At 69.1% G+C, this 22,509-nt stretch carries 24 protein-coding genes; 8 read left to right on the top strand and 16 right to left on the bottom strand.

Annotated elements, in window-relative coordinates; all coding sequences use genetic code 11:
- Window positions 1-368: 368 nt before the first annotated feature.
- A complete protein-coding gene (dctP, locus tag QWY84_RS16345; protein ID WP_290203966.1) occupies window positions 369-1,556 on the bottom strand; it encodes a TRAP transporter substrate-binding protein DctP in 1,188 nt (395 codons plus the stop codon).
- 315 nt (window positions 1,557-1,871) lie between these two features.
- Between dctP and modA the strand changes: the two genes are divergently transcribed.
- The 3 genes from modA to QWY84_RS16330 are packed head-to-tail and all read left to right on the top strand — an operon-like array spanning window position 1,872 to window position 4,444.
- Complete coding sequence (gene modA / locus QWY84_RS16340) at window positions 1,872-2,660, top strand: molybdate ABC transporter substrate-binding protein (protein ID WP_290203965.1); 789 nt, start codon at window positions 1,872-1,874, stop codon at window positions 2,658-2,660.
- A gap of 4 nt (window positions 2,661-2,664) precedes the next feature.
- Window positions 2,665-3,336 carry a molybdate ABC transporter permease subunit gene (modB, locus tag QWY84_RS16335; RefSeq protein ID WP_290203964.1) on the top strand — a complete coding sequence of 224 codons (672 nt, stop codon included), beginning with the start codon at window positions 2,665-2,667 and terminating at the stop codon, window positions 3,334-3,336.
- Window positions 3,326-4,444: an ABC transporter ATP-binding protein gene (locus QWY84_RS16330; RefSeq protein WP_290203963.1), complete on the top strand. Its 1,119-nt coding sequence runs from the start codon at window positions 3,326-3,328 to the stop codon at window positions 4,442-4,444. Before modB ends, QWY84_RS16330 begins: the two co-directional genes overlap by 11 nt.
- A gap of 15 nt (window positions 4,445-4,459) precedes the next feature.
- Here the strand turns inward: QWY84_RS16330 and QWY84_RS16325 are convergent, their stop codons facing one another.
- On the bottom strand, window positions 4,460-5,014 hold the full coding sequence (locus QWY84_RS16325) for a DUF2062 domain-containing protein (RefSeq protein ID WP_290203962.1): 555 nt from the start codon (window positions 5,012-5,014) through the stop codon (window positions 4,460-4,462).
- A gap of 406 nt (window positions 5,015-5,420) precedes the next feature.
- Between QWY84_RS16325 and QWY84_RS16320 the strand changes: the two genes are divergently transcribed.
- Both QWY84_RS16320 and QWY84_RS16315 read left to right on the top strand, forming a co-directional pair.
- Window positions 5,421-6,080 carry a peroxiredoxin gene (locus QWY84_RS16320; protein ID WP_290203961.1) on the top strand — a complete coding sequence of 220 codons (660 nt, stop codon included), beginning with the start codon at window positions 5,421-5,423 and terminating at the stop codon, window positions 6,078-6,080.
- Window positions 6,081-6,218: 138 nt separating this feature from the next.
- On the top strand, window positions 6,219-7,106 hold the full coding sequence (locus tag QWY84_RS16315) for a coiled-coil domain-containing protein (RefSeq protein WP_290203960.1): 888 nt from the start codon (window positions 6,219-6,221) through the stop codon (window positions 7,104-7,106).
- Here QWY84_RS16315 and QWY84_RS16310 read toward each other — a convergent pair.
- A complete protein-coding gene (locus QWY84_RS16310; RefSeq protein ID WP_290203959.1) occupies window positions 7,103-8,446 on the bottom strand; it encodes an NAD(P)H-dependent oxidoreductase in 1,344 nt (447 codons plus the stop codon). The two genes, QWY84_RS16315 and QWY84_RS16310, sit on opposite strands and share 4 nt — an antisense overlap.
- A gap of 295 nt (window positions 8,447-8,741) precedes the next feature.
- Here QWY84_RS16310 and QWY84_RS16305 point away from each other — a divergent pair, with 295 nt between their 5' ends.
- Window positions 8,742-9,188 (top strand): nucleotidyl cyclase domain-containing protein, encoded by a 447-nt coding sequence (locus QWY84_RS16305; RefSeq protein WP_290203958.1) that lies wholly within the window; start codon window positions 8,742-8,744, stop codon window positions 9,186-9,188.
- A 108-nt stretch (window positions 9,189-9,296) separates the two neighbouring features.
- Here the strand turns inward: QWY84_RS16305 and QWY84_RS16300 are convergent, their stop codons facing one another.
- The 5 genes from QWY84_RS16300 to QWY84_RS16280 all read right to left on the bottom strand — a co-directional run bounded on the left by QWY84_RS16300 (window position 9,297) and on the right by QWY84_RS16280 (window position 12,503).
- Entirely contained in the window at window positions 9,297-10,184 is an 888-nt protein-coding gene (locus tag QWY84_RS16300) for an anti-sigma factor family protein (RefSeq protein ID WP_290203957.1), read from the bottom strand.
- A complete protein-coding gene (locus QWY84_RS16295) occupies window positions 10,168-10,899 on the bottom strand; it encodes an RNA polymerase sigma factor (RefSeq protein ID WP_290203956.1) in 732 nt (243 codons plus the stop codon). Before QWY84_RS16295 ends, QWY84_RS16300 begins: the two co-directional genes overlap by 17 nt.
- A 367-nt stretch (window positions 10,900-11,266) precedes the next feature.
- Window positions 11,267-11,659, bottom strand: a complete 393-nt coding sequence (locus QWY84_RS16290) for a hypothetical protein (protein WP_290203955.1) — start codon at window positions 11,657-11,659, stop codon at window positions 11,267-11,269.
- Window positions 11,660-11,682: 23 nt separating this feature from the next.
- Window positions 11,683-11,964, bottom strand: coding sequence for a hypothetical protein (locus QWY84_RS16285; protein ID WP_290203954.1), 282 nt, complete (start codon window positions 11,962-11,964; stop codon window positions 11,683-11,685).
- A gap of 104 nt (window positions 11,965-12,068) precedes the next feature.
- On the bottom strand, window positions 12,069-12,503 hold the full coding sequence (locus tag QWY84_RS16280; protein WP_290203953.1) for a PRC-barrel domain-containing protein: 435 nt from the start codon (window positions 12,501-12,503) through the stop codon (window positions 12,069-12,071).
- 319 nt (window positions 12,504-12,822) lie between these two features.
- Between QWY84_RS16280 and QWY84_RS16275 the strand changes: the two genes are divergently transcribed.
- On the top strand, window positions 12,823-13,443 hold the full coding sequence (locus QWY84_RS16275) for a YdbL family probable chaperone protein (protein ID WP_290203952.1): 621 nt from the start codon (window positions 12,823-12,825) through the stop codon (window positions 13,441-13,443).
- A gap of 13 nt (window positions 13,444-13,456) precedes the next feature.
- Here QWY84_RS16275 and QWY84_RS16270 read toward each other — a convergent pair whose 3' ends face one another.
- The 5 genes from QWY84_RS16270 to QWY84_RS16250 form a co-directional block, all read right to left on the bottom strand.
- Entirely contained in the window at window positions 13,457-15,505 is a 2,049-nt protein-coding gene (locus QWY84_RS16270; RefSeq protein WP_290203951.1) for an intermembrane phospholipid transport YdbH family protein, read from the bottom strand.
- A 50-nt stretch (window positions 15,506-15,555) separates the two neighbouring features.
- A complete protein-coding gene (locus tag QWY84_RS16265; RefSeq protein ID WP_290203950.1) occupies window positions 15,556-15,930 on the bottom strand; it encodes a methylglyoxal synthase in 375 nt (124 codons plus the stop codon).
- A gap of 59 nt (window positions 15,931-15,989) precedes the next feature.
- Entirely contained in the window at window positions 15,990-17,234 is a 1,245-nt protein-coding gene (locus tag QWY84_RS16260; protein WP_290203949.1) for an HDOD domain-containing protein, read from the bottom strand.
- 80 nt (window positions 17,235-17,314) lie between these two features.
- Window positions 17,315-17,674, bottom strand: a complete 360-nt coding sequence (locus QWY84_RS16255) for a hypothetical protein (protein ID WP_290203948.1) — start codon at window positions 17,672-17,674, stop codon at window positions 17,315-17,317.
- Window positions 17,675-17,771: 97 nt separating this feature from the next.
- Window positions 17,772-17,981, bottom strand: a complete 210-nt coding sequence (locus QWY84_RS16250; protein ID WP_290203947.1) for a hypothetical protein — start codon at window positions 17,979-17,981, stop codon at window positions 17,772-17,774.
- A 134-nt stretch (window positions 17,982-18,115) separates the two neighbouring features.
- Between QWY84_RS16250 and QWY84_RS16245 the strand changes: the two genes are divergently transcribed.
- Window positions 18,116-19,801 (top strand): C69 family dipeptidase, encoded by a 1,686-nt coding sequence (locus QWY84_RS16245; RefSeq protein WP_290203946.1) that lies wholly within the window; start codon window positions 18,116-18,118, stop codon window positions 19,799-19,801.
- Window positions 19,802-19,875: 74 nt separating this feature from the next.
- Here QWY84_RS16245 and QWY84_RS16240 read toward each other — a convergent pair whose 3' ends face one another.
- The 3 genes from QWY84_RS16240 to QWY84_RS16230 all read right to left on the bottom strand — a co-directional run bounded on the left by QWY84_RS16240 (window position 19,876) and on the right by QWY84_RS16230 (window position 22,506).
- Window positions 19,876-21,348, bottom strand: coding sequence for a sodium:solute symporter family protein (locus QWY84_RS16240; protein WP_290203945.1), 1,473 nt, complete (start codon window positions 21,346-21,348; stop codon window positions 19,876-19,878).
- Window positions 21,345-21,533, bottom strand: a complete 189-nt coding sequence (locus tag QWY84_RS16235) for a hypothetical protein (protein WP_290203944.1) — start codon at window positions 21,531-21,533, stop codon at window positions 21,345-21,347. Before QWY84_RS16235 ends, QWY84_RS16240 begins: the two co-directional genes overlap by 4 nt.
- Window positions 21,534-21,642: 109 nt before the next feature.
- Window positions 21,643-22,506 carry a LysR family transcriptional regulator gene (locus QWY84_RS16230; RefSeq protein WP_290203943.1) on the bottom strand — a complete coding sequence of 288 codons (864 nt, stop codon included), beginning with the start codon at window positions 22,504-22,506 and terminating at the stop codon, window positions 21,643-21,645.
- Window positions 22,507-22,509: the final 3 nt, after the last annotated feature.

Genomic DNA, 22,509 nt, shown 5'->3' with positions numbered 1-22,509 from the left:
GGAAACGCTGAACAATTCCCGCGTGCCTCTGCGCCCCACAGCGGCGTTGTGGCAAGGCGGCATTCGCCGTGAATGGCCGTCGCCCTTTACAAGAAGGCCAACGTAGACCACAACGCCGCTGTGGGGCGCCCTGCGGGGCCGAGCAGCGCGAGCGCAGCCGGCGTTGCGTTGCTTGACTGTACCGGCCAGTACAGCGCTGCGCAACGCGCCTTGTCTGCGCCCGCGCTGCTCGGCCAGAGGCGCGCGCGAATGGTTCAGCGTTTCCTAAAAACGCAACGACTGCAACGAGGCCATCCCTGGCACGATGCAGTCCCGGAATGAGCAAGGCGGCCCGCAGGCCGCCTTGTGACTAGAATATCGAAGGAGAATCAGGCGTTAAGCTCATACCCCTGGATGTCTTCCTCCGAGATAACGGCCACCGCCGGGTCCTGCATGGTCTGCAGGTGGATGCGGAACAGCTTGGCCGCGTCCTCGTCCTTGTTGGCCCATTCGAACCACTTCGGAATGGCGACCTCGCGGAAGCGCGCGGCATCCTCCTCGCTGAGATGGATGATCTCCACGCCGGCCTCCTCGTACTTCGGCCAGGCCTCCTTGTTCGCCTCCTGGATGGCGGCATAGTGCTCGCGGGAGTAGGCGGCGACCAGCTCATGCATGAGATCCTTGGTCTGGTCGGACAGCCGATCCCAGGCACGGCGCTGGACGGCGATATCCATCAGGTCGACGGGCTGGTGCAGGCACGGCGTGGATGTCGGGCCCATGATGATGTAGTCCGCCACCTGGTGGAAGCCCAGGTCGTAGTTCACCGCCGCGCCGACGAAGTCCGCCGCGTCGATGGTCCCGCGCTCCAGCGCGGGGTACACCTCGGAACCCGGCAGCAGCGTGGTCCGCACGCCCATCTGCGCGAACGTCTCGGCGACGATGCCGCCGGGGAAGCGGATCTTCTTGTCCTTGAAATCGTCGAAGCTGCGCAGCGGCTCCTTGGAGTGGATCAGGTTCATGTCGTGGTGGACATGCCCCAGGAACTCCAGGTCGAAGCGGCGGTAAAGGTCCTTGATGAAGCCGAAGCCGCCGTAGGCGCCGTACATGATGTCCCAGTGGTGGGGCATGGACAGCGCCATGGGATAGGAGCTGAAGAACACGCCCGCGGGCATGCGGCCGGCCCAGTACACGGTGAACATGTTCTGGCCCTCGATGACGCCGGAACGGACACCGTCGACCAGGTCGAAGTCGCCGACCACGGACCCGGCCGGGAACGGCTCCACGCGAACCTCGCCGCTGGTGAGCTCCTGCACGCGCTGCGCCCAGTTCTCGAACGTCTGATAACCCACGGTCCCCGGCTGCCAGGAACTCTGCATCCGGATCCGCACACCCTCCTGTGCCTGCGCGTTGCCGATGAACGGCATGCCCATGACCGCGGCGCTACCGGCGGTGCCCAGGGCTGCTTTCTTGAGGAAACCGCGACGGCCGGTATCGGTGCCCGCTGCGGCATCGTCGTGGCCGCTCACGGACGTGGTATTGTCAACCGGCTTCTTGGTGTCATGCTGATCGTCATGCATGGATGGTTCTCCTCTTGCTCTTCTGGTGTTGCCACGAGCCGCTCGATCGGAGCTTCCGCGGCACTTCTTGTGCTTCGAGTCTCGCGCGCCCTCGGACAACAGGCACCCGACCGGGGCAGAGGCGTTGGCGGGCAAGCATCCGTGAAACCATGGCGGGCTTCCTGGCCGTTTCCGCTTCGCCCCCACCCGCAGCACGGGTGGGCGGGACCGAGGCCGTCACTTGCAGAGAGTAGCCTAGTGAACCGGAAAGACCAAAACGAGTTACGTTGCACAGCACAACGCAAGGGGCGCCACACGCACGACGTGCGGACACGGATGCCGGCGGCCCGCTGGCTGCGAATCGTGGCCCTGGCACTGGTATTTTGTGCAGCACCGGCGGGGGCGACGACCGACGTTCCCATCATTGCTGCAGCATCGGATCTGCAGTTCGCGCTCGAGGAAGCCGCCGAAGTGTTCACGGAGCGCACCGGCCGGCGCGTGCGCCTGAATTTCGGCTCCAGCGGCAACTTCCGCCGCCAGATCGCCCAGGGCGCGCCGTTCCAGATGTACCTCTCGGCCGACGAGTCCTATGTCCTGGCCCTGCACGAGGCCGGCCACACCGTCGATGACGGGGCTCTCTATGCCCGCGGCCGTATCGGCGTCATCGCCCGGGGCGACGACCCGGCCGGCGTCGTCGACGGCTCCCTGGCGCATCTGCGCGAGCGCCTGGAAAGCAATCAGCTGCGTCGTTTCGCCATTGCCGACCCGGAGCACGCCCCCTACGGGCGGGCGGCCCGGCAGGCGCTGGAAGCCGCCGGCCTGTGGGAGGCGATCCAGCCGTACCTGATCCTGGGCGAGAACGTCTCCCAGGCCACCCGGTTTGCCCTGTCCGAGGCCACCGACGGCGGCATCGTCGCCTATTCCCTTGCCCGAGCGCCGACGATCGCCGAGCGCAGCAGCTTCGCGCTCATCCCGGAGGAGCGGCACGAGCCGCTGCGCCAGCGCATGGTCCTCATGCGCGGCGCCGGCGAGACGGCCGCGGCCTTTTACGAGTTCATGCAAACGGACACCGCCCGCGACATCCTCGCGGACTACGGCTTTGTCGTTCCCGAAGGCAACGGGTGAACCGGTGGACTGGACGGCCTTCCGCCTGTCGCTGGAGCTCGCCGCATGGACCACGGCGCTGCTGCTGCCGCTGGGCATCGTGGTCGGCCGCTGGCTGGCCGCCCACCGTTTCCGCGGACGGGGTTTCGTCGAGGCGCTGATCGCCCTGCCCCTGGTCCTGCCGCCCACCGTCCTCGGCTACTACCTGCTGGTGAGCTTCAGCCGTGACGCACCGGTGGGGCAGGTCTGGCACGCGCTCACGGGGGAGAGCCTCAGCTTCTCCTTCCCCGGCATCGTCCTGGCCTCGGTGGTCTTCAACCTGCCCTTCGCCATCCAGCCGGTGCAGCGGGCCTTCGAGACCATCCCCGGCCACATCCGCGAGGCGGCCTGGTGCTCCGGGCTGTCGGGATGGGCCACGTTCGTGCGCATCGAGCTGCCGCTGATCTGGCCGGGCCTGGTCTCTGCCTTCGTGCTCACGTTCGTGCATACCATCGGCGAGTTCGGCGTCGTGCTCATGGTCGGCGGCGCCATCGACGGCGAGACGCGCACCGTGGCCATCGCCATCTACGATCGCGTGCAGGCTTTCGACGACCAGGCGGCGGGCGCCATGTCGCTGCTCCTCCTGGTGGTCTCCTTCGTCGCCATCGCACTGGTCTACGGGCTGACGGGACGCGGCAGGCACCTCCATGTCCGGTAGCGTCGCCAAGCTGCAGGTCGCCCTCCACGCCCAGGGGCCGATCCCCCTGCAGGCCACGTTCCACGTCGACCCCGGGGAGCTCCTGGTCCTGGTCGGCCCCTCGGGCAGCGGCAAGACCACCGTGCTGCGCACCATCGCCGGGCTCCACCGCCCCGCCGCGGGCGTGGTCCGCTGCGCCGGCGAGACCTGGCTGGACAGCGCCCGGCGCATCCATCGCAGGCCGCAGAACCGGCGCGTGGGCATGGTGTTCCAGGACTACGCCCTGTTCCCGCACCTGTGCGCCCGGGAGAACGTAGTCCTGGCCATGGACCGGGGCACCACGGCGCAGCGACGGCAGCGGGCGCGCGAGCTGCTCGCCCGGGTGCGGCTGGACGGGCTGGAGAACCGCCTGCCCCGGGAGCTCTCGGGAGGTCAGCAACAACGCGTGGCCGTGGCCCGGGCGCTGGCGCGCGACCCCCGGGTACTGCTCCTGGACGAGCCCTTCTCGGCGGTGGACATGATGACCCGCGAGCGCCTCCAGCGGGAGCTCGCGCTGCTGCGCCAGGACATCGACATCCCCGTGATCCTGGTCACCCACGATCTCCAGGAGGCCCGCGCCCTGGGCGACCGGATCTGCGTTATCCACGAAGGCTGCAGCCTGCAGACGGACGCCCCGGACGTGGTCTTCCGCCGCCCGGCCTCGCCGCGGGTGGCGCGGCTTCTCGGGCGACACAACGTCTTCACCGGCACCGTCGTCCACGAGGGCGCGCACGAGCGCCTGCAGTGGGGATCACTGCGGCTGGAGCTCGCGGCGCCCACCGGGCTGCCCGCGGGCACCCCGGTGCAGTGGTACATCCCGGATTCCGACATCCTACTGCACCGGCGCGGGCGCCCTTCCCGGGGCGAGCGCGAGAACCCCGTGGCCGGGGTGGTCACGGAGTGCGTGGTCCTCGGCGCCCAGACATCCGTGACCTTCCGCTGCCACGACGTCGATGCCAGCATCCGGCTCACCGTCTCGACCCATGCGGCAAGGCGCAACGCCCTGGAGCCCGGCGCGGAGGCCCGGGTGTCGCTGCTGAGCCAGGGCCTTCACATCATGCAGGGAAGCAGTGCCGAGGACCCGGGCTGACCGCAGCGGCTGCCCTCACGGCACCATCGACCGCCGCCCCCGCTGCCGCCGGCGGGCGGCGATGGCCGCCGAGATGCGCAGGGACACGAGGTAGCCGGCCGCGGCCACCGGCACGGCCACCAGCAGACTGCCGGTTATGATGAACACCATGGGCTCGCCCGGCCCCTGCATGAACCATGCGGGCGAGGAATCCACGCCCAAGGGGAGCGCCCGGAGCAGGGCCTCTCCCAGGACATGGAAACCCCAGTACAGCGGCCCCACGGTGAACGGGTTGCTCACCCAGGAGACGACGAAGGCGGCGAGGAAATTGCCCCGGGCGATCATGCACCCGATGATCATGAGCAGCGTCTGGAACCCGACCGTCGGCGTCAGGCCCACGAACAACCCCACAGCGACCCCGCGGGCCATGAACTCCGCACCGCCCTTGAGGCAGCCCGTGGCGTCCAGCACCCGGTGCACCCGCGGGTAACGCCGCAGCCAGTCGTTGCCGTGCCGGGTCAGTTCCCGCTGACGATTCCTCAGGCGGGCGAGCAGCGGGTTGCGACGGGTGCGGGACTGAGAAGCCTTCATCGGAAATCGCCGTAGACCAGTGGTCGCCATGGCCGTCGTAGTACAGAAAGTCCGGACGCGCCCCATGGACCACCCCGGGACACAGGAGTTCACGCCGGCGGACGCATCGTCCCGTTCCGATGCGCGGAAGGCGCCGAGCGGAACGAGCCGGGTACCGCAGGCCGCCGGGGTCCCGGCCGGCGCCGCGACGCTCGGACCCTATCATATCCACCGGCGGGACCGTAGCGATAGCGTCGCGTCTCGGCACGGACGTTCGGCGTACCGCGCGATGCCGGCCGCGCCGCGAGGGAGCGCCGGAATAACAACCTGAGTCCATAACATCATGACAAAACAGTATTTGGAGTCAGGTGCCAGAGGCTTCAAAGTAATATCATCTTGTGACCAGCCACGTAAGGAGTAGCCCAACATGAGCCTGAGAATCGGGGATATCGCTCCGGACTTCACCGCGGAAACCACCCAGGGCACCATCCGGTTCCATGAGTGGATCGGCGACAGCTGGTGCATCCTGTTTTCCCATCCCAAGGACTTTACGCCGGTGTGCACCACGGAGCTGGGCTCCATGGCCAAGCTCAAGCCGGAGTTCGACAAGCGCAACACTAAGATCATCGGCCTGTCGGTGGACCCGGTGGAGAACCACGCCGAGTGGTCCAAGGACATCGAGGAAACCCAGGGCGCGGCGCCGAACTACCCGATGATCGGGGACACGCAGCTGGAGGTCGCCAAGCTCTACGACATGCTGCCCAGCGACCTGAACGCCACCTACGAGGGCCGTACGCCGGCGGACAATGCCACGGTGCGGGCGGTGTTCATCATCGGGCCGGACAAGAAGGTCAAGGCCACCTTCACCTACCCGATGACCTCGGGCCGGAACTTCAACGAGGTCCTGCGGCTGCTGGACTCCATCCAGCTCACCGCCGAGCACACGGTGGCGACGCCGGTGGACTGGAAGAACGGCGAGGACGTGATCATTCCGCCGTCGGTCAGCGACGAGGAAGCGCACAAGAAGTACCCCGAGGGCTTCAAGACCCTCAAGCCCTACCTGCGCACGGTCAAGCAGCCGCAGTAACGCCGCGGCGGCCGGCGGAACCGGTCCGGGCCGGATGGCGCGCACAGCGCCCATTCGGCCCGTGTGTATCAAATCCTGTCGCCTTGCAGCTACACTGGGTTCGGGAAGAACCAAAGAGAAGAAGGGCTGGAGGGTGCCATGGCGGCCGGAAGCTCACCCCACGGATCCCGTGCGTGGACCATCATTATCGTGCTCCTTGCGCTTGTTGCCCTCGGGGGCATCTCCGGGTGCGCGTATCTGTACACCGAACGCGAGCAGGAGCAACAGCAATGGGCCGATGAGCGCCAGCGCCTCGAGGCCGAGATCGCGTCGCTGGAGGAGCAGGTCGAGACCCTGCAGCAGGACAACAGCGAGCTGACAGCGGAGAACGAGGAGCTCGCCTCCCGCCTGCAGGGGCTGGGCGACGAGCGCGACCGGCTCGCCGACCGCGTGGCCTCCCTGGAATCCCGCACCCAGGAGCTTCAGGCGCAGGTCGCGGATTACCGGCAGAGCCGGCAAGAGCTCGACGAGCTGAAAACCGCCATTGCGGAGTCCTCCGACCGCCTGGAGGCCGTCGAGGCGCGGCTGGCGGAGCGGGAAGAGCGCCTGGCCCGTCGCGAGCAGGCCCTGCAGCGAGCCACGGAAGAGCTGGAGGAGACCCGGACCGCCGTGGACGCCGTCGAGCAAGAGCTGCAGGCAAAGCAGGAACAGCTGGACGAGCTCGATCAGCGCCTTGCCGACCGGGAAGAATCCCTCCGGAGCGCGACCCGGGAGCTGGAGCAGACACGCCAGGAGCGCGACGCGGCTGCCGAGCGGCTGCAGGACCAGCGGCAGCGGCTGGCATCGCTGCAGGAACAGGAGGAAGAGCTGAACCGGCGGCTGGATTCCCTGCGCGAGCGCCTGCAGCGGCGCACCCGCAGCCTGGAGCAGCTCACCGGCGCGGTCACCCGGGTCGAGTCGCTGCTGCAGCAAACGCGGCGGCATCTCCGCGAGGCGGAGAACGAGCTCGCCGAGCACCGCGAGACCTCCGCCGAGGACAGCGACTAGGCCCTTTTGAACGCGGCTTCCATGGCCCGCCGGAACGCCACCGTGGCGTCGGTCTCGTCGATGTCCACGTCCGCCCAGCGCACGGGGCGGTCCGCAGCGACGGCTCGACGCAGGCGTACGCCGTGGGCCAGGCCCACGGGCAGCGCATCGGAGGCGGCCGCTTGCGTCGCCGGTGCCAGACGCCCCCAGACGGTGGCACCGCCCTCGCCGTCCAGGTACTCGCCTTCCGCGAGATCCCGCTTGGCCACCGCCACCACATCCGCCATCCACCCGCTCGGGCAGCCGGTGGCTTCCCGGCGCAACCCCGCAGACGCCACGGAGATCCCCAGCTCCAGGCCGATCAGGTGGTAGGGCTTGTACATGGCCGCGTAGCGCCCGCTGGCATCGGTGCGCAGCCCGTACTCGCGGAAGCAGCGGGCCACGTAGTCGTCCGGGGCGCCGAACACGGCATACACGCCCCAGCGCAGATCCCGGGCCACGGGGGAGCCGTCGCGCTCCAGACTGGAGACGACTTCCACCATGCCCGCGTGCGCCAGGGAACCACCGTCGGCGGCCGGCCGCAGCACCGTCGGCAGGTCGTCGGCACCGCAGGGCGGGAACCCCAGCCCGCCGGCCGGCGCCTCGAGCCCGGTGGCATTGGCCACCGCCGCCATCTCGATGGCCGACTTGGTCCCGTCCAGGAAGGAATTGAACATCTGCGGGTTCATGCCGCCGGCCGCCGCATCCTCGGCGGACAGGCCGTAGTGGTCCCAGACGGTTTCCGGCGTGGAGTAGTGGTATGCCGGCAGGTACTTGGTCCCCTTGCCGGCCGCCACCACCGGCAGCCCGGCGGCCCGGGCCCAGTCCACCAGCTCCGCGATCAGCGCCGGCTGGTCACCGTAGGCCAGCGAGTAGACCACGCCCGCCTCCCGGGCGCGCTGCGCCAGCAGCGGCCCGGCCAGGGCATCGCCCTCGACGTTCACCATGACCACGTGGCGTCCCTGCTCGAACGCCGCCAGGGCGTGCCGGATGCCGGCGGCCGGATTGCCGGTCGCCTCCACCACCACGTCCAGCCCGTCCGCGGCCAGCAGCGCCAAGGCATCCTCGGTCACGCAGGTGGCCCCGGTGCGCCGCGCCTCGTCGAATGACCGGGCACGGTACCGTCCCTCGTGCCATCCGATCCGGCCGAGGGTATCGCGGGCGCGGTCCACGGACAGGTCCGCTACCCCGAGCACATGGATGCCCGGCGTTCGCGCCGCCTGCGCCAGGTACATGGCCGCGAACTTTCCGGCGCCGATGACGCCGACCCGCAGCGGGCGACCTTCGTCCGCCCGCCGGGCGAGCATGGCGGCAAGATTCATCAATCGTCTCCTTGGTTCATGGACGGCAAGTGGATGCGTGCACGGCTCCATTGGAGCATACGTTGCTCGCTCGTCACGCACGCAAGCCCATGGAACTCTCGCCGAGTCGATAACGTATCTACCCAGAGCAACGGGGACCGAAACCGTCTCCGCCACGCGGAACCACCGTCGGCGCCGTCGCAATCCGGTGTCCCGGCTTCCAGGGACGCGGCGATGGCGCGTGCCCGGGTACCGGGACACCGGATGCCCGGGCAGAGTCACCAGGCCGGCGGAATGGATCAGGGAGATGTCACGAATGCCGCAACCGGATACCGGTAACGACTCGCAGCTGGCCGCCAGGCACTGGACACAGTTCTACGTATGTGATGATCAGGGCGTGTGCGTACTCGCATCCCCGTCGGGTGCGCTCCAGGGCCGGTGCCTTACGGAGCTCCCGCGGGCAACCTGGCGGCAGCACGACCTGCCTGCCACCATCGGCAGCCACCTTCAGGAGTACCTGGGCGGGATCATTGAAACCGGCGAGATCGTACGCCTGCTCATCAATGATGACGCGGACGGAGCAACGCCCGACACCTTCTCGTGCCAGATGATGCCAACCACGTTCACCGGCATCGGCCACGTCCCGGAAGACGCCGACTCGGTGCAGGGACTCCTGCACGCCGCCGATCAGGCGATGTACCGGGAGAAACCCCCGGTACATCCAAATCGGTGCACGTGCCAAGGGAACGAGCGAAGGGCATAGTGTCCTGTAACCCGAATTCGCTGGATTTCGCCCGACCTCCGGGCCGCTGAGGCTACGCCGTCGGCCCGACGGCTACGGCGGGGGCCGGCACCGCCGGACCGGCGTGCGTCAGTTGAACTGATCCAGCACCCGCTGGCCGAGCGAGGCCAAGGCATCCTGGCCCAGGGACCCGAGCACGGCGTAACTGGCCCTGCCGGAGTCGGACGTCCAGTAATAGGCCGAGAGCTCGTCGTTGTACTCGAAGATGCTGCCGCCGCCCTCGGTGGGAAGGCGGGTCATCAACCGGTCACCGCGGCCACCGCCTTCCATGTACTGGAAGTAGAGGACGATGGTGTTGCCATCCTCGTTCCGGTACAGCATTTGCCCTGCCAGCCCGTTGGAGTCCGGCAGGGGGCGCCCCCCGACGAAGCTGTAGCCGTCATCGGACAGATCCGGAACCGGGATCTCGAATTCCTGGTCGCTCCGGAACCATTCACCGAACTTCTCCCGGTCGCTCTCCAGCCCGGCGTTCTGCCACGAAGCATCGTTCGTGGCGTAGAGCGAATACGACTTGATCGCCTCCTGGAGGAACATCTCCCGGGCGACCATCTGGGCTTCCTGCTCGATCATGTAGCCCCGGACAACCCAGCCGGCTACACCGCCCACGGCCAGGGCCAGCCCGGCCGCCATGGCGCCGCTGAGCATGCCTCGCCATCGCGGCCGCCGGCGCCCTGCCATCGGCCGGACCGGAGCCCTGTGGTCGTCGGTGTCATCGCCGTTTCCCGGGCCGGAACGCTCCAGTACCTCCATGAGCCGGTCGGGCACGGGCTCGTCCAGCACCGAAGCGTAGGCCCGGCGCAACGTCTCGGACTGACCCTGATAGTCGCGCAAGCGTTCCCTGTCGTCGGGGTTTTCCCGGACGCGCGCCTCCACCTTCCGGCGCGTTGCCTCGTCCAGCTCCCCGGCGACGTAGTCGCTGAGAACCTCGGATGGCAACCGATCACTCTTCTCGGTCATGGCTTCTCCCGGCAGCCTCGGCACCCGCCGTTGCAGACGACATGAGCGAGCGCAGCCCTTCCCGGGCACGCGACAGGCGTGACCGGATGGTGCCCACGGGAACGGCCAGCGTCTCTGACGCTTCCTCGTAGGACAACCCCGACACGGCTACGAGAATAATGGCATCACGCTGATCGGATGGAAGCTTCTGCACAGCGTCGTGAACCATGTCGAGATCGCAGTGCTGCTCGTAATTGATATGGATCGTTTCCTCCGCCGGATACCGGCGCTGGAGCTCGTTCTGCCGACGTCGCTTCCTGACAGACGAGACAAAGTTGTTATGCAGGATACCAAACAGCCACGGCCGCGCCGCCTTGTCCGGATTCCACTGGGACGCGCGCGTCAGGGCTCTCTCAAGGCACTCCTGGACCAGGTCGTCCGCCTCATCGGGATTCCCGGCAAGCGCCCTGGCGTAACGCCGCAAGTGCGGGATTTCCTCTGGCAGACGCGCGCGTAGCTCGTTCATCCGGGATAACCCCACGGTTGGGGAGCGCTCGTCGGAAAATTCCACCCGCTTCCGGTCGCCGTCGGTCTCAGCGGCGGACTCCGACGGGCTGGCCGCCCCGGAGTCCTCGGCCGAACGCGCAGCTGAACGCTCCGTCGCGAGACTCTCGACTTCAATTCGTTCAGCAACGGCCGGCCACGCCTTCTGGTTGTTACCACTGTATTGAGCCATATGCTCGGTTTATCCATTCCGCCGACAAACTGAAACATGGGCAGTCATTCTCATTCCGTTGCATCGATGCATTCCCTGAATAGGCTCATTGCAAGAAATCTGCCAATCTGCCGGCGGCGTTGCCCCGATTCGCGGGTGCTCTGGCCCGTGCGAAGCAGTCTCCGCGCCGCTTTCAGCGACGGAACGGGCCGGCCGAATGACCGGCCGGCCCGGTGAACAGTCATTGCGCCGCAGGGATTTCCCGACACGACATCTGTTGCCATACCGAGACACCGAAACACGATTCACACATGGAAACGCCCGGTGACACCGAGGCGGATCGATCCAGCATCCTGCGCCAGGAATGGATTCTGCGGGCGCGGCACGCCTATTCCGCCGTCTCCTTCCGGTGATCGGGCTCCTCTGTCGCCAGAAGGGAACGGATCGCTGCCTGCGTCTCCGGAAAGTAGAGGCGCCGCCGCAAACGACGAATCCCGACCCCCACGGCGCAGGCCAGCAGGACATGCACTCCGGCAACGGCAAGCGCCCCGGCGACGCTGCCCAGGGCAGCGGTTTCCGCGACGAAGACGCCCAGGGCAAAGGCCAGTGATATCCACACGCCCGCGAGGGCTAGCGCGAGAACGACCGTGAGCGCGACGATCACAAGAAGCGTGCGGGCGACCAGACGTGCCTCCAGGCCCGCCAGGCTGCCGACATCCCGCATCACCGCGACGGTCGTGACGGCTGCTCCCGCCATGTCGTCCGCGGGAGTGGTGGCCACTCTCTCCTCCACTCCGCTATCCGTCACCGACGCCTGAGAGAGGCGTAGAAAGCGCCGGCGGCGAATGCCAGCCCGACGGCCGTCATGGGATTATCCCGAACATACGTACCCACGGCGGCCAGCAGGCGGTCTGCCTGCTCCTTGCCGTGCTCGGCCTTTTCCCGGACTTTCTCGTCTGCCCCGGCGCCCGCCTGACGGACTCTCTCCTCGGCGCGTCCTGCCTCGTCGGCGACGCGATCCACCGCTTCGTGGGCATGCCGGGCGAACTGCTCCGATGTGTCACGCCGGCCGTTCTGCTCGCTCATGGCGTTTCTCTCCTGGTGACGACACAATGTAAACAGCAGGGGCGCTCCGCACCCCTGCTGCCCGAGTTCCTTCTCGTCACGAACGACGCCACTCCGCGGCGCCGCTATTCGCTCATGCCGGAATCTTCACCGCTCTGGTATTCCGGGGCTTCCTCCAGGCTGCTCTGATCGGCATCGATACGGACAACCCGCTCGCCGCCGTCAGCGCCCGAGGCGAGCTCCGTGCGATCCCAGGAAATGGCGACCTCCTTCTCGCCAACCCCGAGGAAGCCGCCGACTCCGACCACCACCGCGGTCACCTGCCCGTGCCGGTCGAGCACGAGATCGGTGACGGAACCGATTTCCTCGCCGTCGCTGCCACGACTCCTTACCGACGTGCCTATCAGGTCGCTGGCGTGGACGGCGCTCTGCGGCATGCTCGAGATGTAGCTCTTGCTTCCGTGTTCGCGGGTGTCTTCGTCCGCGGCCATGGCAACCGTACCCATGGTCATGGCCGTACCAAGAACCACACCAGCGGCTACTACCTTCAAACCTTGCATGGCTATCTCCTTGCTGCTTGCCTACCGTATCGGTTGATCCGTCCCGGGACCGTCTTCGCGGAAAAGGCCGTGGCACGACCGCTCATCACGTGATTTGCGATATGTACGCACCGGCATGCCGACGAGTTCCACGAACGAAATGACGACAGTCCCGGCGCGTGTCGCGTCCCACGAATCACGTGCCGTACCGTGAGCGCGCGCAGCCACTCGGAATGACAGGTTGCTCACGGGAGGCGGCACGGGGCTGCGGGATGAGAAATGCGGCAAGCGGGTGTAGAGTAAGCGGCGGAGACCGTCGCTGAATAGGGAGATCGTTCCGGTGCCTGATTCCGCTACCCATCGCCTGCTCGGGGCACTGCTTGCCGTACTGGTCTTGACCCTGGCCGCCTGCGTCACCATCAATGTCTACTTCCCGGCCGTCGCCGCGGAGCGGGCGGCGGACCGCATCATCGACGACGTCTGGCGGCAGCAGCCGCCGCCGGAGCCGGAAGAAGAACCCGACGAGCCCCAGAGCCGCAATAGCCGGGCGGACAGGCCCGTGCTCGTGGCGGTGCTCGATCGGCTGATTACGCCGGCGGCCGCGGCATCGCCGGACCTCGACATTTCCTCGCCCGCCATCCGCCGGCTGACCGCCGCCATGGAGGAGCGCCACGAGCGCCTGCGGCCCTACTACGACAGCGGCGCCGTCGGGCTGACCAACGACGGCCGCATCGCCATACGCGATCAGAACGCCATACCGCTGCAGGAGCGCAACCGGGTACGCCAGCTCGTCGCCGACGAGAACGATGACCGGCTGGCGCTGTATCGCCAGATAGCCGTGGCGAACAATCATCCCGAATGGGAGGAGGACATCCGCGCCACCTTCGCCGACCGCTGGATCGCGCGGGCGCCTTCGGGCTGGTACTACCAGGACGACGCCGGCAACTGGAAACGGAAGTGACGCGCGGGAATCACTACGGTGCGGCCCGGGTTGCGGAAAGGCCGGTTACCGCCTGCAGCTGCTGCAGCAGGGTGGGCCAATCCACCTCCCGCGTGTAGCCGATGACGTCGACCCGCGGCACGCCGGTGCCCTGCACCAGGTAGTAGCCGCCGGACTCGGCCGGGTGCACCCCGCTCATCCGGCATTGATCGTCCCGCAGCCTGCAGCGAATGCCCAGCCGCCGGTAGCGGAAGTTCTCGAACAGGCGCAGGAAGGTCCCGGAGATCAGCGCCGTTCCGGCGTCACCGCCGAGGTCGGCAATGTTCTCGATGGCGCGCTGGCTGATGCGCCGCGATCCGGGGGCGTCCTCCGGGGTGTAGAAGCGCGCGTCGAACGCCACCGGTTCCCAGTCGATCAGCTCCAGGCCGGTCACGTCGCCGTCCAGCCGCCCGGTGATGCGGCCGAAGGCATAGGTGCCCGTGATCTGCTCCAGGTCCAGGCCGCGCAGCCGGATGTCCGTCTGCAGCTGGGGGACGCGTCCCATGGGGTTGTTGACCCGCAGCCGCGGGACGGTCACCCGGCCGCCGAACACCTCGGCCTCCAGGACGCCGTCCAGGTCCAGCCTGCCCTCCCGGTAGGTGACCCGGGGAATGCGACCCGACAACGTGCCCGGGAGAACGGGCCATTCCAGGGCCCGGCTCAGTGCCTCCAGGCTGACGGGCTCGAGGCGGCCCTCCAGTGTCGCCCGGAACGCCTCCGTGCCCAGGCCGGTTGCCTCCAGGTGATCCAGCCGCAGGCGGCCGTCGGCCACGGGCACGCCCAGGGGCTGCCGCAGCCGCAGGCTGTCGCCGGTGAGCTCGAAATCGAGCTCCGATGCGCCGATGGCCACCCGGTAGATGCTGCCCTCCTGCCACCGAAGCCGCGACGGCGGCGCGCTGCTGTCGCGGGTCCAGTGCAGGCTGCCGCTCAGTCCCGCCACGGCGAAGCGCCCGCGCCGGTCGTCCAGATCGACGCCGTCGGCCCGAAGACGGAACCAGTCGGCGCGGCCGTCCCGCACCGACAGCTCACCGGCGATGCCGCCGCGTACCGAGACACGGTCCAGCACCGTGCCGATGAGGAAGGGCTGCAGATAGGTATCGTAGCCGGCGGGCAATGCCAACTCGTCGACCTGCAGGCGGGCGCTCTGCAGGGGCTGCGCCCGCTGCCAGTTCAGGCGCGCCTGGCCCCGTGCCTGCAGCAGCCCCGGCTGCTGCAGATGCAGCTTCTCCAGCCACGTACTGCCTCCCCGGTGCAGCACAGTCGCCACCAGATCGACCGGATGCGCCCCCGTGTCCAGGAGAACGGGGTCGGCGTACGCGAGCCCCGCCGAGGCATGCAGGCTGAGCATTCCGCGCAGCTCCGCGGCATCACCCCGCAGCCGCAGCAGGCCCGTGGCCTCCAGGCCCTCGGTGGCCATGCGGCCGTCGCCGCTGGCCACGGTGGCCTCTTCCAGCGCCAGCGCCACCGTGCCGTCGATGGTGCCGGCCGCATCCGCGGTGATGCTGGCGTCCACGGAGGCGCGGCCCTGCAGCGACCATCCGGCCAGGGCCTCGAGACGCCCCAGCAGCTCCAGCGGGATCGCCGGCAGCGACACCTCCAGCGTCCCGCCATCGGCCGTGCCCTGCAGGCGCAGGGTTCCCGGAGGCCCGGCCCCGTCGATGCGCAGCTGCGCATGCAGCAGGCGATCCCCCGGATCGACCGTGATTGTGCCCTGAAGCTCCAGCGGCGGCCCGTGCTCGCCGGCAAGGTGCGCGGCGGCCCGGTCGCAGCGCACCCGGCCCCGGGTCACCCTCAGGGCGCCGCAATGAACGGTCAGCGGTCCGGCGCGCCGGTCGCCGACACGGATGCTGCCCGCACGCAGCCGGCCGGACGCGCCGCCGCCGGACGGCCCGAGGTCGAGCTCGACGCTGACGTCGTCGACGGTAACCAGCGGATGAGACACGGCCTCCACGGCCAGGCCGATGCGCTGGATGCCCCACGCCGTCGATGTGCCTACAAGCAGCATCATGCCGACGGCCGCTACCGCGGCGGCGGGCTTGCTCATGCCGGAGCGCCTCGCGTATCCAATGCCCCTCGTTCGCCGTTACGCCCGCGTCACGCGGCAACCCGCGCGAACAGCTCCGCGGTGGCGAGGTTGGTGGCCAGCGGGATGTTGTGCACGTTGCACACCCGCTGCAGCCCCTGGATGTCCGGCTCGTGCGGATGCGGACTCATGGGGTCCACCAGGAAGATGACGGCGGCAACGTCGCCCTCCGCCACCCGCGCGGCGATCTGCGCATCACCGCCGAGCGGACCCGACAGATAGCAGTGAACGGGCAAGCCGGTGGCGCTGGCGATGCGCGCCCCCGTGGTACCGGTGGCGATCAGGCTCCAGCGGGCGAGCGCGCCGTGCTCCCGCCGGCAGAACGCGATGAGATCGTCCTTGCGGGCATCATGGGCGATGAGCGCGACAACAGTCCTGTTCTGCATCGTTCGTTGTTCCTTCTCGGGCTCGGGTTGTGCCGCAGCTGCGCCGGCAACCGCCGGGCTCAGGCGCCGGAGGTCTCGTTCATGAGCGCCTGCTGCAGCTCCTTCATTTGCGTTCGCGATTCCTCCAGCAGGCGGGTCTCGGTCTCGGGATCGTCCAGGTCGAGCCCGAGGCGCCCCGGTGCCGTGCACGAGCGCAGCGCCTCGCGCGCACCGGTATCCCCCCTTTGCTGGCAGGCGCAGACCAGGCGCGCCGTGATCACCGCGTCCGCCGGATCGGCCGGCCCGCTCCCCGGACGCTGCGTCTCCCCCGCGAGCTCGGGGACGGCGGCGATCGCCTCGTCGAAACCCCATGCCTCCAGCACCTCGCGGCCGAGCATGCCGCCCACCTGGGCCAGCGCCTCCTCCAGCTCGTCATCGTCGGTGACGCCCTCGTCGGCGGCCAGCAGCACGATGGGGATATGCCCCACCAGGTGCATCAGCCCGGCCAGGAGGCAGCGATCGGCATCCAGCGCGGCCCGGGCCCGGCGCGCGATCACGGCAGCGGTCACCGAGGTGCGGACGCTGTCGCGCCAGGTATTGCCCAGCCGCTTCCGCACCCGGGGGCCGTGTCCCTCGAACGGCGCGGACAGGCTCATGGCCAGCGCCAGCTGCTTGACCGTGACGAAGCCCAGCATGGCCACGGCGTCGCGCAAGGTGGTCACCGCGCTGCCGCGCCGCCGGTAGGCCGGGCTGTTGGCCGCGTGCACCACGCGCGCCGCGACCGAGGGCTCGAGACGGACGACGCCGTTGAGCGCGTCCAGGTCGGCCTCGCCATCGTCGAGATCCCGGAGGCGCTGGGCCACCCTCGGCATGACCGGCAGCTCCAGCTCGCCGGCGTGCAACTGCATCAGCACCCGCTGGAACAGCCGCATGCCGCCGGGGCCCACTTGGACCTCGCGCACGCCGTAGGCGGCGTTGCGCTGCTCTTCCAGCAGCAGCTCGAACAGCGAGCGGGGCAGGCGCAGGAGCACGGAGCCCGTTTCCGCACGCGCGACGGCGCTGCGGGAGTGACCATCGAACACCGGCCGGGCGGCGGCCTCGCCGCCGGCCTCGATCACGTCCTCGTCGCCGCCGCGGCTCGCCACACTCAGCCGCCCCTGCAGCAGGTACACCAGCCGTCGCTCCTCGCCGGACGCCCGGAGCGTCTCGCCCCGCTGCAACGACACGGCCTCGCCCTTCTCGCGCAGGCGGCGCAACCGTTCCGCGCTCAGCTCGTTGAGCGGGGCCCACCGGGCGAGCTGGTCTTCTGCGGGCAGTTCAGCCATGGCCAGATTGTATTACCGCAGGAGCGGGAGAACAGCCCTGGACCATGCCGCCGTCGCACAGTGCGCCGATCCCGGCCCGGTCATTCCCCCGTGCGGCGGCGCCAGCCGCGCTCACGCATGCAGCTGACCAGGAGGTCCCGGCGCTGCCGCACCCGCTTGCCCCGTTCCTGGACGTAGGTGAACGGATCGCCGCGATGGGCGCTCTCGCCGTGCACCCCGCGGGCGAACGGCGCGTCCGGATTGTTCAGGGTCACAACCGGCGCCGGGCCGGCCGGATCCGGGTAGCGCTCCCGGGCCGACGCCCGGCATTCCGACCTGTCGGCATCCAGCCGCCGGACCTCGGCGGGCCCCTGGACGTCAGGGTGAGCCCAGTCCGCGCCGGGGGTCGCGCAGCCACCCAGGAGCCCCAGAGCCAACAGGGAACCGAGGATTCGGATCATGTCTGGCCTCATAGCGTCGACCTGGTCGTCTCCAGCATATTACGCTCCCGGGGGCGCGGTGCTGCAGGCTGCGCCGCAAGGAACCCGCCGGCGCAGATCATCGTCGACCGCTCGCCCGGTGCCATGCCGCCCGGGCCGACCGGGCGGCCCGGTTGCCGAGCCTGCCGGCCCACCGCCGCCCGCAACGGATCATCGCCACCGACCAGCGCCGCAGGCACCGGAACGCCCCGGCGAATGCCTGGGCGCGGAGCTGTGCATTGCGGAGCTCCACCCTGCGCAGCTCCGGATCCGGTGTATGGAACGCCATGACATCCCCTGCGGTCATTGCCGGCCCGCGGTTGCCCCGCGTTCGGACCACCGCCGGACGGCCCGGCAACGTTGACGCCCACCAGGCGGGGTTCTTTACTTTCAGAACCGTTCTCCAAGAATGAGGCACACGGCATGCTGCGGTACAGCCCCTCGGCCACGGCGATCGTGGCAGTATCCCCGCTCGCGCTCCTGCTCGCCTTGAGCCATCCGGTTGCCGCCGCGACCGATTATCAGCGCATGGATCGCGCCCGCGGCCACCCCGCCCAGAAGAGCATCGGCATCTTCGTCGGCAACGAGCTCACGGAAGACGGCTCGACCCTCCTGGGCGGGTTCGGACACGAGCCGTCCAGTCACTGGATCGAGATCGTACCCCGCCAGGAGCACCCGGAGGGCGCGACCGTCGAGGTCGGCGTGACCGAAGAGGCGTCCATCCCCGGGGAGCTTACGGAGATCCCGCAGGCCGATATCACCTACAAGCATATCGCGTCGCACTACTCCGAGTTCGCCGGCTTCCCGCCGCCGCTGACCAACGGCGGGCTGAACGAGCACGGCGTCGCCGCCCGCGATATCTGGGCACCGTCGCGCGAGGAGCTCGTCGCGATCGCCGAGGACAACGCGCCCCAGGAAGGGCCCAACTATTCCGACCTGGCCCGGGCGGCGATGGAGCGCGCCACGACCGCCCGCGAGGCCGTCGAGGTGGTCGGCCGCTTGATGGACGAGCACGGCTACTCTACCTACGGCGGCAACTCCCACCTGTTCGCCGACGAGGACGAGGGCTGGGTGTTCATCAACTACGCCGCCAAGGGGCTGTGGGCCGCCGAGCGCATTCCGGCGGACGAGATCCGGGTCAGCTATTTCGGCTATATCCACGAGTTCCCGGCCGACCCGGAGAACCACGACGACTACATGGCCTCGGACAACCTGATCGAGTTCGCCCGCGAGCAGGGCTGGTGGGACGGTGAAGGCGACTGGCTCAACCTGCAGGAAGTCTACGGCACGCCGTTCCCGGGCGAGGAGATGGCCGGCTTCTACCCCGAATTCTACGAAGCCGGCCGGAACCCGCCGGAGCGCGAGGCCGAGCTGGAGGACATGGTGCCCATCAGCCTCGAGGACCTGATCGCCTACGTCCGTGACCCCCGGTGGTCCACCGACTTCACCGGCTACGGCCAGGTCGCGCACATCCGCCCGGACGTGCGCGACGAGCTGCATACGCTCTGGACGGCGGTCACCAGCGGCATCACCACGCCGTTCGTGCCCCTGACCCTGGCCACGGAGAGCGTGCCGCCGGAGTTCAGCCAGCACCGCTACATGACGGCCGACGCGTCGTCGCACTTCGTCGACCCGGATTTCGCGCACCTGGAAGCGACGCGCTACGCTACGCGGACCTTCAAGCGCCTGCTCTACTACACCTGTGAGCGACCCGGGGAGTTCCTGCGCCCGGTAACGGCCGAGCTGGAGGCGTTCGAGCAGGAGCTGATGAGCCAGCGCGAGGCCGTCGAGCAGCGCGCACGCCGGCTGTTCGACGACGAAGGCCCGGACGTGGCCCGGGACTACCTGACCAAGCGCGCCCACAGCGACCTGCTGGACAGCCTCAACCTGGGCCAGCGGCTGGTGGCGGCCGTCGAGCGGCAGACCCGCGAGCGCTTCGGCATCCGCATGCCCGAGGGCAAGGACGTCGAAGGCGAGACCACCCCGGCCACCAGCCAGCACATGGCCGAGCAGGGCTGGGGCGCGATGGTCCACTGCTATGATGCCGCACTGGACGAGTACCCGCGCGAGCACGGCATCTACCGCGAGCATCGCGGGCTGCTCGAGTAGAAGGTCCACCGGGCCGCGATCCCGTCCGGCGGGCTGGATCGGCGTGAGCGCAGGGCAGACCAGCCGGGCCGCGCTCAGCGGATCCGGTGCCGGCGCAGCGCGGCATCGACGTCATCAATGAAGATTGCCGCCCTGGCCGCGGGCGGCTCGGTGGCATAGCTCACGCCCACGAACAGGGCCGTGGCCAGAACCAGGCTCCAGATGCCCACCGGCACGCCCAGGGGATCGTAGCCGGTCAGCTGCAGGACGGTTACCGCGGTGCCCGCGACGGCGACGCTGGTCACGGCGCCGGCGGCGGTCCCGCGACGCCAGAAGAACGCGCCGACGATCGCCGGCACGGTCACCAGCAGGCCAATGGACGAGGCCACCGAGAGAATCGAGATCAGATCCAGCCGCAGATAGGCGAACCCCAGGGCGACCGCCGTGACCGCCAGCACCACGGCCTTGCCCGCGGCCAGCTCGCCGGGGCCGCGGCCGGCGCGGATCAGCGGGCGGTAGACGTCGCGCGAGACCATGGAGGCGAGCGCCAGCAGGATGGAATCCACCGTGGACACCGCCGCGGCCATGATCCCGACCATCAGGATGACGGCCACCCCGACGGGCACCGCCCCGGAGCGCAGCAGCCGGGGCGTCGCCAGGTCCGCCTGCTCCAGCCCCGGCACCAGCTGCACCGCCGCGAACCCCCAGAGCACCGAGATCAGCGTGTAGACGAAGCCGAGGACGAGAAAGCCGATGATCATCGTGCGCATGGCGCCGAGCGATCTGGTCGTGAACAGCCGCTGGCTCACCTGGGGATTGGAGATGGAGAAGAACAACCACGGCAGGGTCAGGCCGACAAACGTGACGAAGTCGAACAGGCCCGGCCCCGGCACCGCGAGCCATTCGCCGTGCCCGGCTTCCACGGTGTCGATGAACGCGCCCGGGCCGCCGAGGGCCGTCACGACGAAACCGAGGGCCACCAGGCTGGTGACGAGCATGATCGCCACCTGGAGGACATCCGTCCACAGCACCGAGCGCAGCCCGGCCGCCAGGGTCCAGATCAGGGTGAACGCCCCGCCGATCAGGATGCCCGCGCTGAACGGGATCGCGTCGTCGCTGACCCCGGAGAGCAGATAGCCAATCCCCATGAGCTGCACGGCGCTGTAGGGGATGAGGAACACGCAGGAGGCCAGGGCCACCAGGCCGGCGAGAAGGCGGCTGTCGTAGCGGTCGCCGAGCATCTCCGCGGGCGTGATGTGGCCGCGCTCGCGGCCGATGAGCCAGAAACGCGGCCCGAAGATCACCACCAGCCCGAGCCCCGCCAGGTAGATCAGCTCGAAGCCCAGGGCCCCCACGCCGCCGGCGTAGGTCAGGCCGACCAGGCCGACCATCATGAAGGCGCTGTAGGTGGTCGCCCCGTAGCTCAGGGCCGAGACGACACCGCCGACCCGGCGGCCCGCCAGGTAGTATTCCGCGAGGCCCCCGCCCATGCCGCGCCGGGACATCCAGGCCACGACCAGGCCGAGCGCCCCGTAGACAGCGATGGCGATCCACACCGCGGCCGTCATACCCGCCAGCCGCGCAGGACGTGGACGATGGCGGCAATCGCCGCGATGCCGAACAGCGTCCAGAACAGGAACGGCCCCAAGAAGGACTCCACCCCGCGGAGCAGCGTGTACGGCACCACGAAGGCCGCGATCACCAGAACCGCCAGCACCACAAGCCCGCCGGTGCTACGCCCGTTGTCGCTCATGGCCAAACCACCGCTGCCCCGTCGCGGCATACTCTATCGCACGACAGTAGCCGCGCAATGAGGGTACCGCCCTGCCGGAACCGTCCGCCGGCACCGGGAGGCGGAATCCTCAGCCATGCTCGTGCAGGAGATCGACGAACTCGTTCTTGCGCGGCTCGTCGGCAAGCTCCTCGGGATGCACGATCTGGAGGGCCTTGCGCACCCCGCCGCCGGCCAGCGGAAGTGCGTGCAGCTCGCCGCGACGCACCTCGTCGGCCACCGTACCGGCCAGGACGATGGAGGTCCCGAGCCCGTTGATCACCGCCCGCTTCACCGCCTCGGTATTGCCCAGCGTCAGGCCCACCCGCGGCTCGATGCCGCTGGAAGCCAGGTATTCCTTGAGCAGTCGTCCCGTACCGCTGCCGCTTTCCCCGCCGATTAGGGGCACGTCCGCAAGATCCGCCGGCCGGATGCAGTCCCGCCCCGACCAGCGATGATTCCGCGGGACGATGACAACCAGCTCCTCGTCACGCCACTTGCGTGCCCGGAACCCCGGGCGGCCGTCCCACCATTCCATGAGGCCGATATCGATCTCGCCGGCATCCAGCGCATCCGCGATCGCGGGGTTCGATGCCACGCGCATGTTGAGGGCATCGGCACCGCAGGCCTGACCGAGCCGCCGCATGACCGGCTCGAGCAGATAGGTCCCGATGTTGGAGCTGGCGCCGATGGCCAGAGGGGGCCGCGTACGGGCCGCGAGAATGCGGTCGTGCAACCGCCGGATCCCCCGGGCCTGCCGGCATACGTAGGTACCCGTCGCCGTCAGTCGCACGACACCGCCGCGGTGGATGAGCCGCGTACCCAGGGCATGCTCCAGCCGGGCGACATGCTGGGAGATCGTGGATTGGGCAATACCCAGCGCCCGGGCCGCCTCGCTGAAGCTCCCGGTGTCCGCGATGGCCACGAGCGAGCGCAGATGAGAAATGCTCGGCATGGA

It is taken from the genome of Aquisalimonas lutea (assembly GCF_030409225.1).
GTDB classification, from domain to species: Bacteria; Pseudomonadota; Gammaproteobacteria; order Nitrococcales; family Aquisalimonadaceae; genus Aquisalimonas; species Aquisalimonas lutea.
This window is presented reverse-complemented; position numbering and strand designations above follow the sequence as displayed.

Coding starts and splice junctions, on each gene's coding strand:
- QWY84_RS16230 (WP_290203943.1), bottom strand. CDS start 22,506: ATGCCGAGCATTTCTCATCTGCGCTCGCTCGTGGCCATCGCGGACACC.
- QWY84_RS16260 (WP_290203949.1), bottom strand. CDS start 17,234: ATGGCTGAACTGCCCGCAGAAGACCAGCTCGCCCGGTGGGCCCCGCTC.
- QWY84_RS16270 (WP_290203951.1), bottom strand. CDS start 15,505: ATGAGCAAGCCCGCCGCCGCGGTAGCGGCCGTCGGCATGATGCTGCTT.
- QWY84_RS16305 (WP_290203958.1), top strand. CDS start 8,742: ATGCCGCAACCGGATACCGGTAACGACTCGCAGCTGGCCGCCAGGCAC.
- dctP (WP_290203966.1), bottom strand. CDS start 1,556: ATGCATGACGATCAGCATGACACCAAGAAGCCGGTTGACAATACCACG.
- QWY84_RS16315 (WP_290203960.1), top strand. CDS start 6,219: ATGGCGGCCGGAAGCTCACCCCACGGATCCCGTGCGTGGACCATCATT.
- QWY84_RS16265 (WP_290203950.1), bottom strand. CDS start 15,930: ATGCAGAACAGGACTGTTGTCGCGCTCATCGCCCATGATGCCCGCAAG.
- QWY84_RS16255 (WP_290203948.1), bottom strand. CDS start 17,674: ATGATCCGAATCCTCGGTTCCCTGTTGGCTCTGGGGCTCCTGGGTGGC.
- QWY84_RS16320 (WP_290203961.1), top strand. CDS start 5,421: ATGAGCCTGAGAATCGGGGATATCGCTCCGGACTTCACCGCGGAAACC.
- QWY84_RS16330 (WP_290203963.1), top strand. CDS start 3,326: ATGTCCGGTAGCGTCGCCAAGCTGCAGGTCGCCCTCCACGCCCAGGGG.
- QWY84_RS16310 (WP_290203959.1), bottom strand. CDS start 8,446: ATGAATCTTGCCGCCATGCTCGCCCGGCGGGCGGACGAAGGTCGCCCG.
- QWY84_RS16280 (WP_290203953.1), bottom strand. CDS start 12,503: ATGCAAGGTTTGAAGGTAGTAGCCGCTGGTGTGGTTCTTGGTACGGCC.
- QWY84_RS16235 (WP_290203944.1), bottom strand. CDS start 21,533: ATGAGCGACAACGGGCGTAGCACCGGCGGGCTTGTGGTGCTGGCGGTT.
- QWY84_RS16300 (WP_290203957.1), bottom strand. CDS start 10,184: ATGACCGAGAAGAGTGATCGGTTGCCATCCGAGGTTCTCAGCGACTAC.
- modA (WP_290203965.1), top strand. CDS start 1,872: ATGCCGGCGGCCCGCTGGCTGCGAATCGTGGCCCTGGCACTGGTATTT.
- QWY84_RS16245 (WP_290203946.1), top strand. CDS start 18,116: ATGCTGCGGTACAGCCCCTCGGCCACGGCGATCGTGGCAGTATCCCCG.
- QWY84_RS16250 (WP_290203947.1), bottom strand. CDS start 17,981: ATGGCGTTCCATACACCGGATCCGGAGCTGCGCAGGGTGGAGCTCCGC.
- QWY84_RS16285 (WP_290203954.1), bottom strand. CDS start 11,964: ATGAGCGAGCAGAACGGCCGGCGTGACACATCGGAGCAGTTCGCCCGG.
- QWY84_RS16295 (WP_290203956.1), bottom strand. CDS start 10,899: ATGGCTCAATACAGTGGTAACAACCAGAAGGCGTGGCCGGCCGTTGCT.
- QWY84_RS16240 (WP_290203945.1), bottom strand. CDS start 21,348: ATGACGGCCGCGGTGTGGATCGCCATCGCTGTCTACGGGGCGCTCGGC.
- QWY84_RS16325 (WP_290203962.1), bottom strand. CDS start 5,014: ATGAAGGCTTCTCAGTCCCGCACCCGTCGCAACCCGCTGCTCGCCCGC.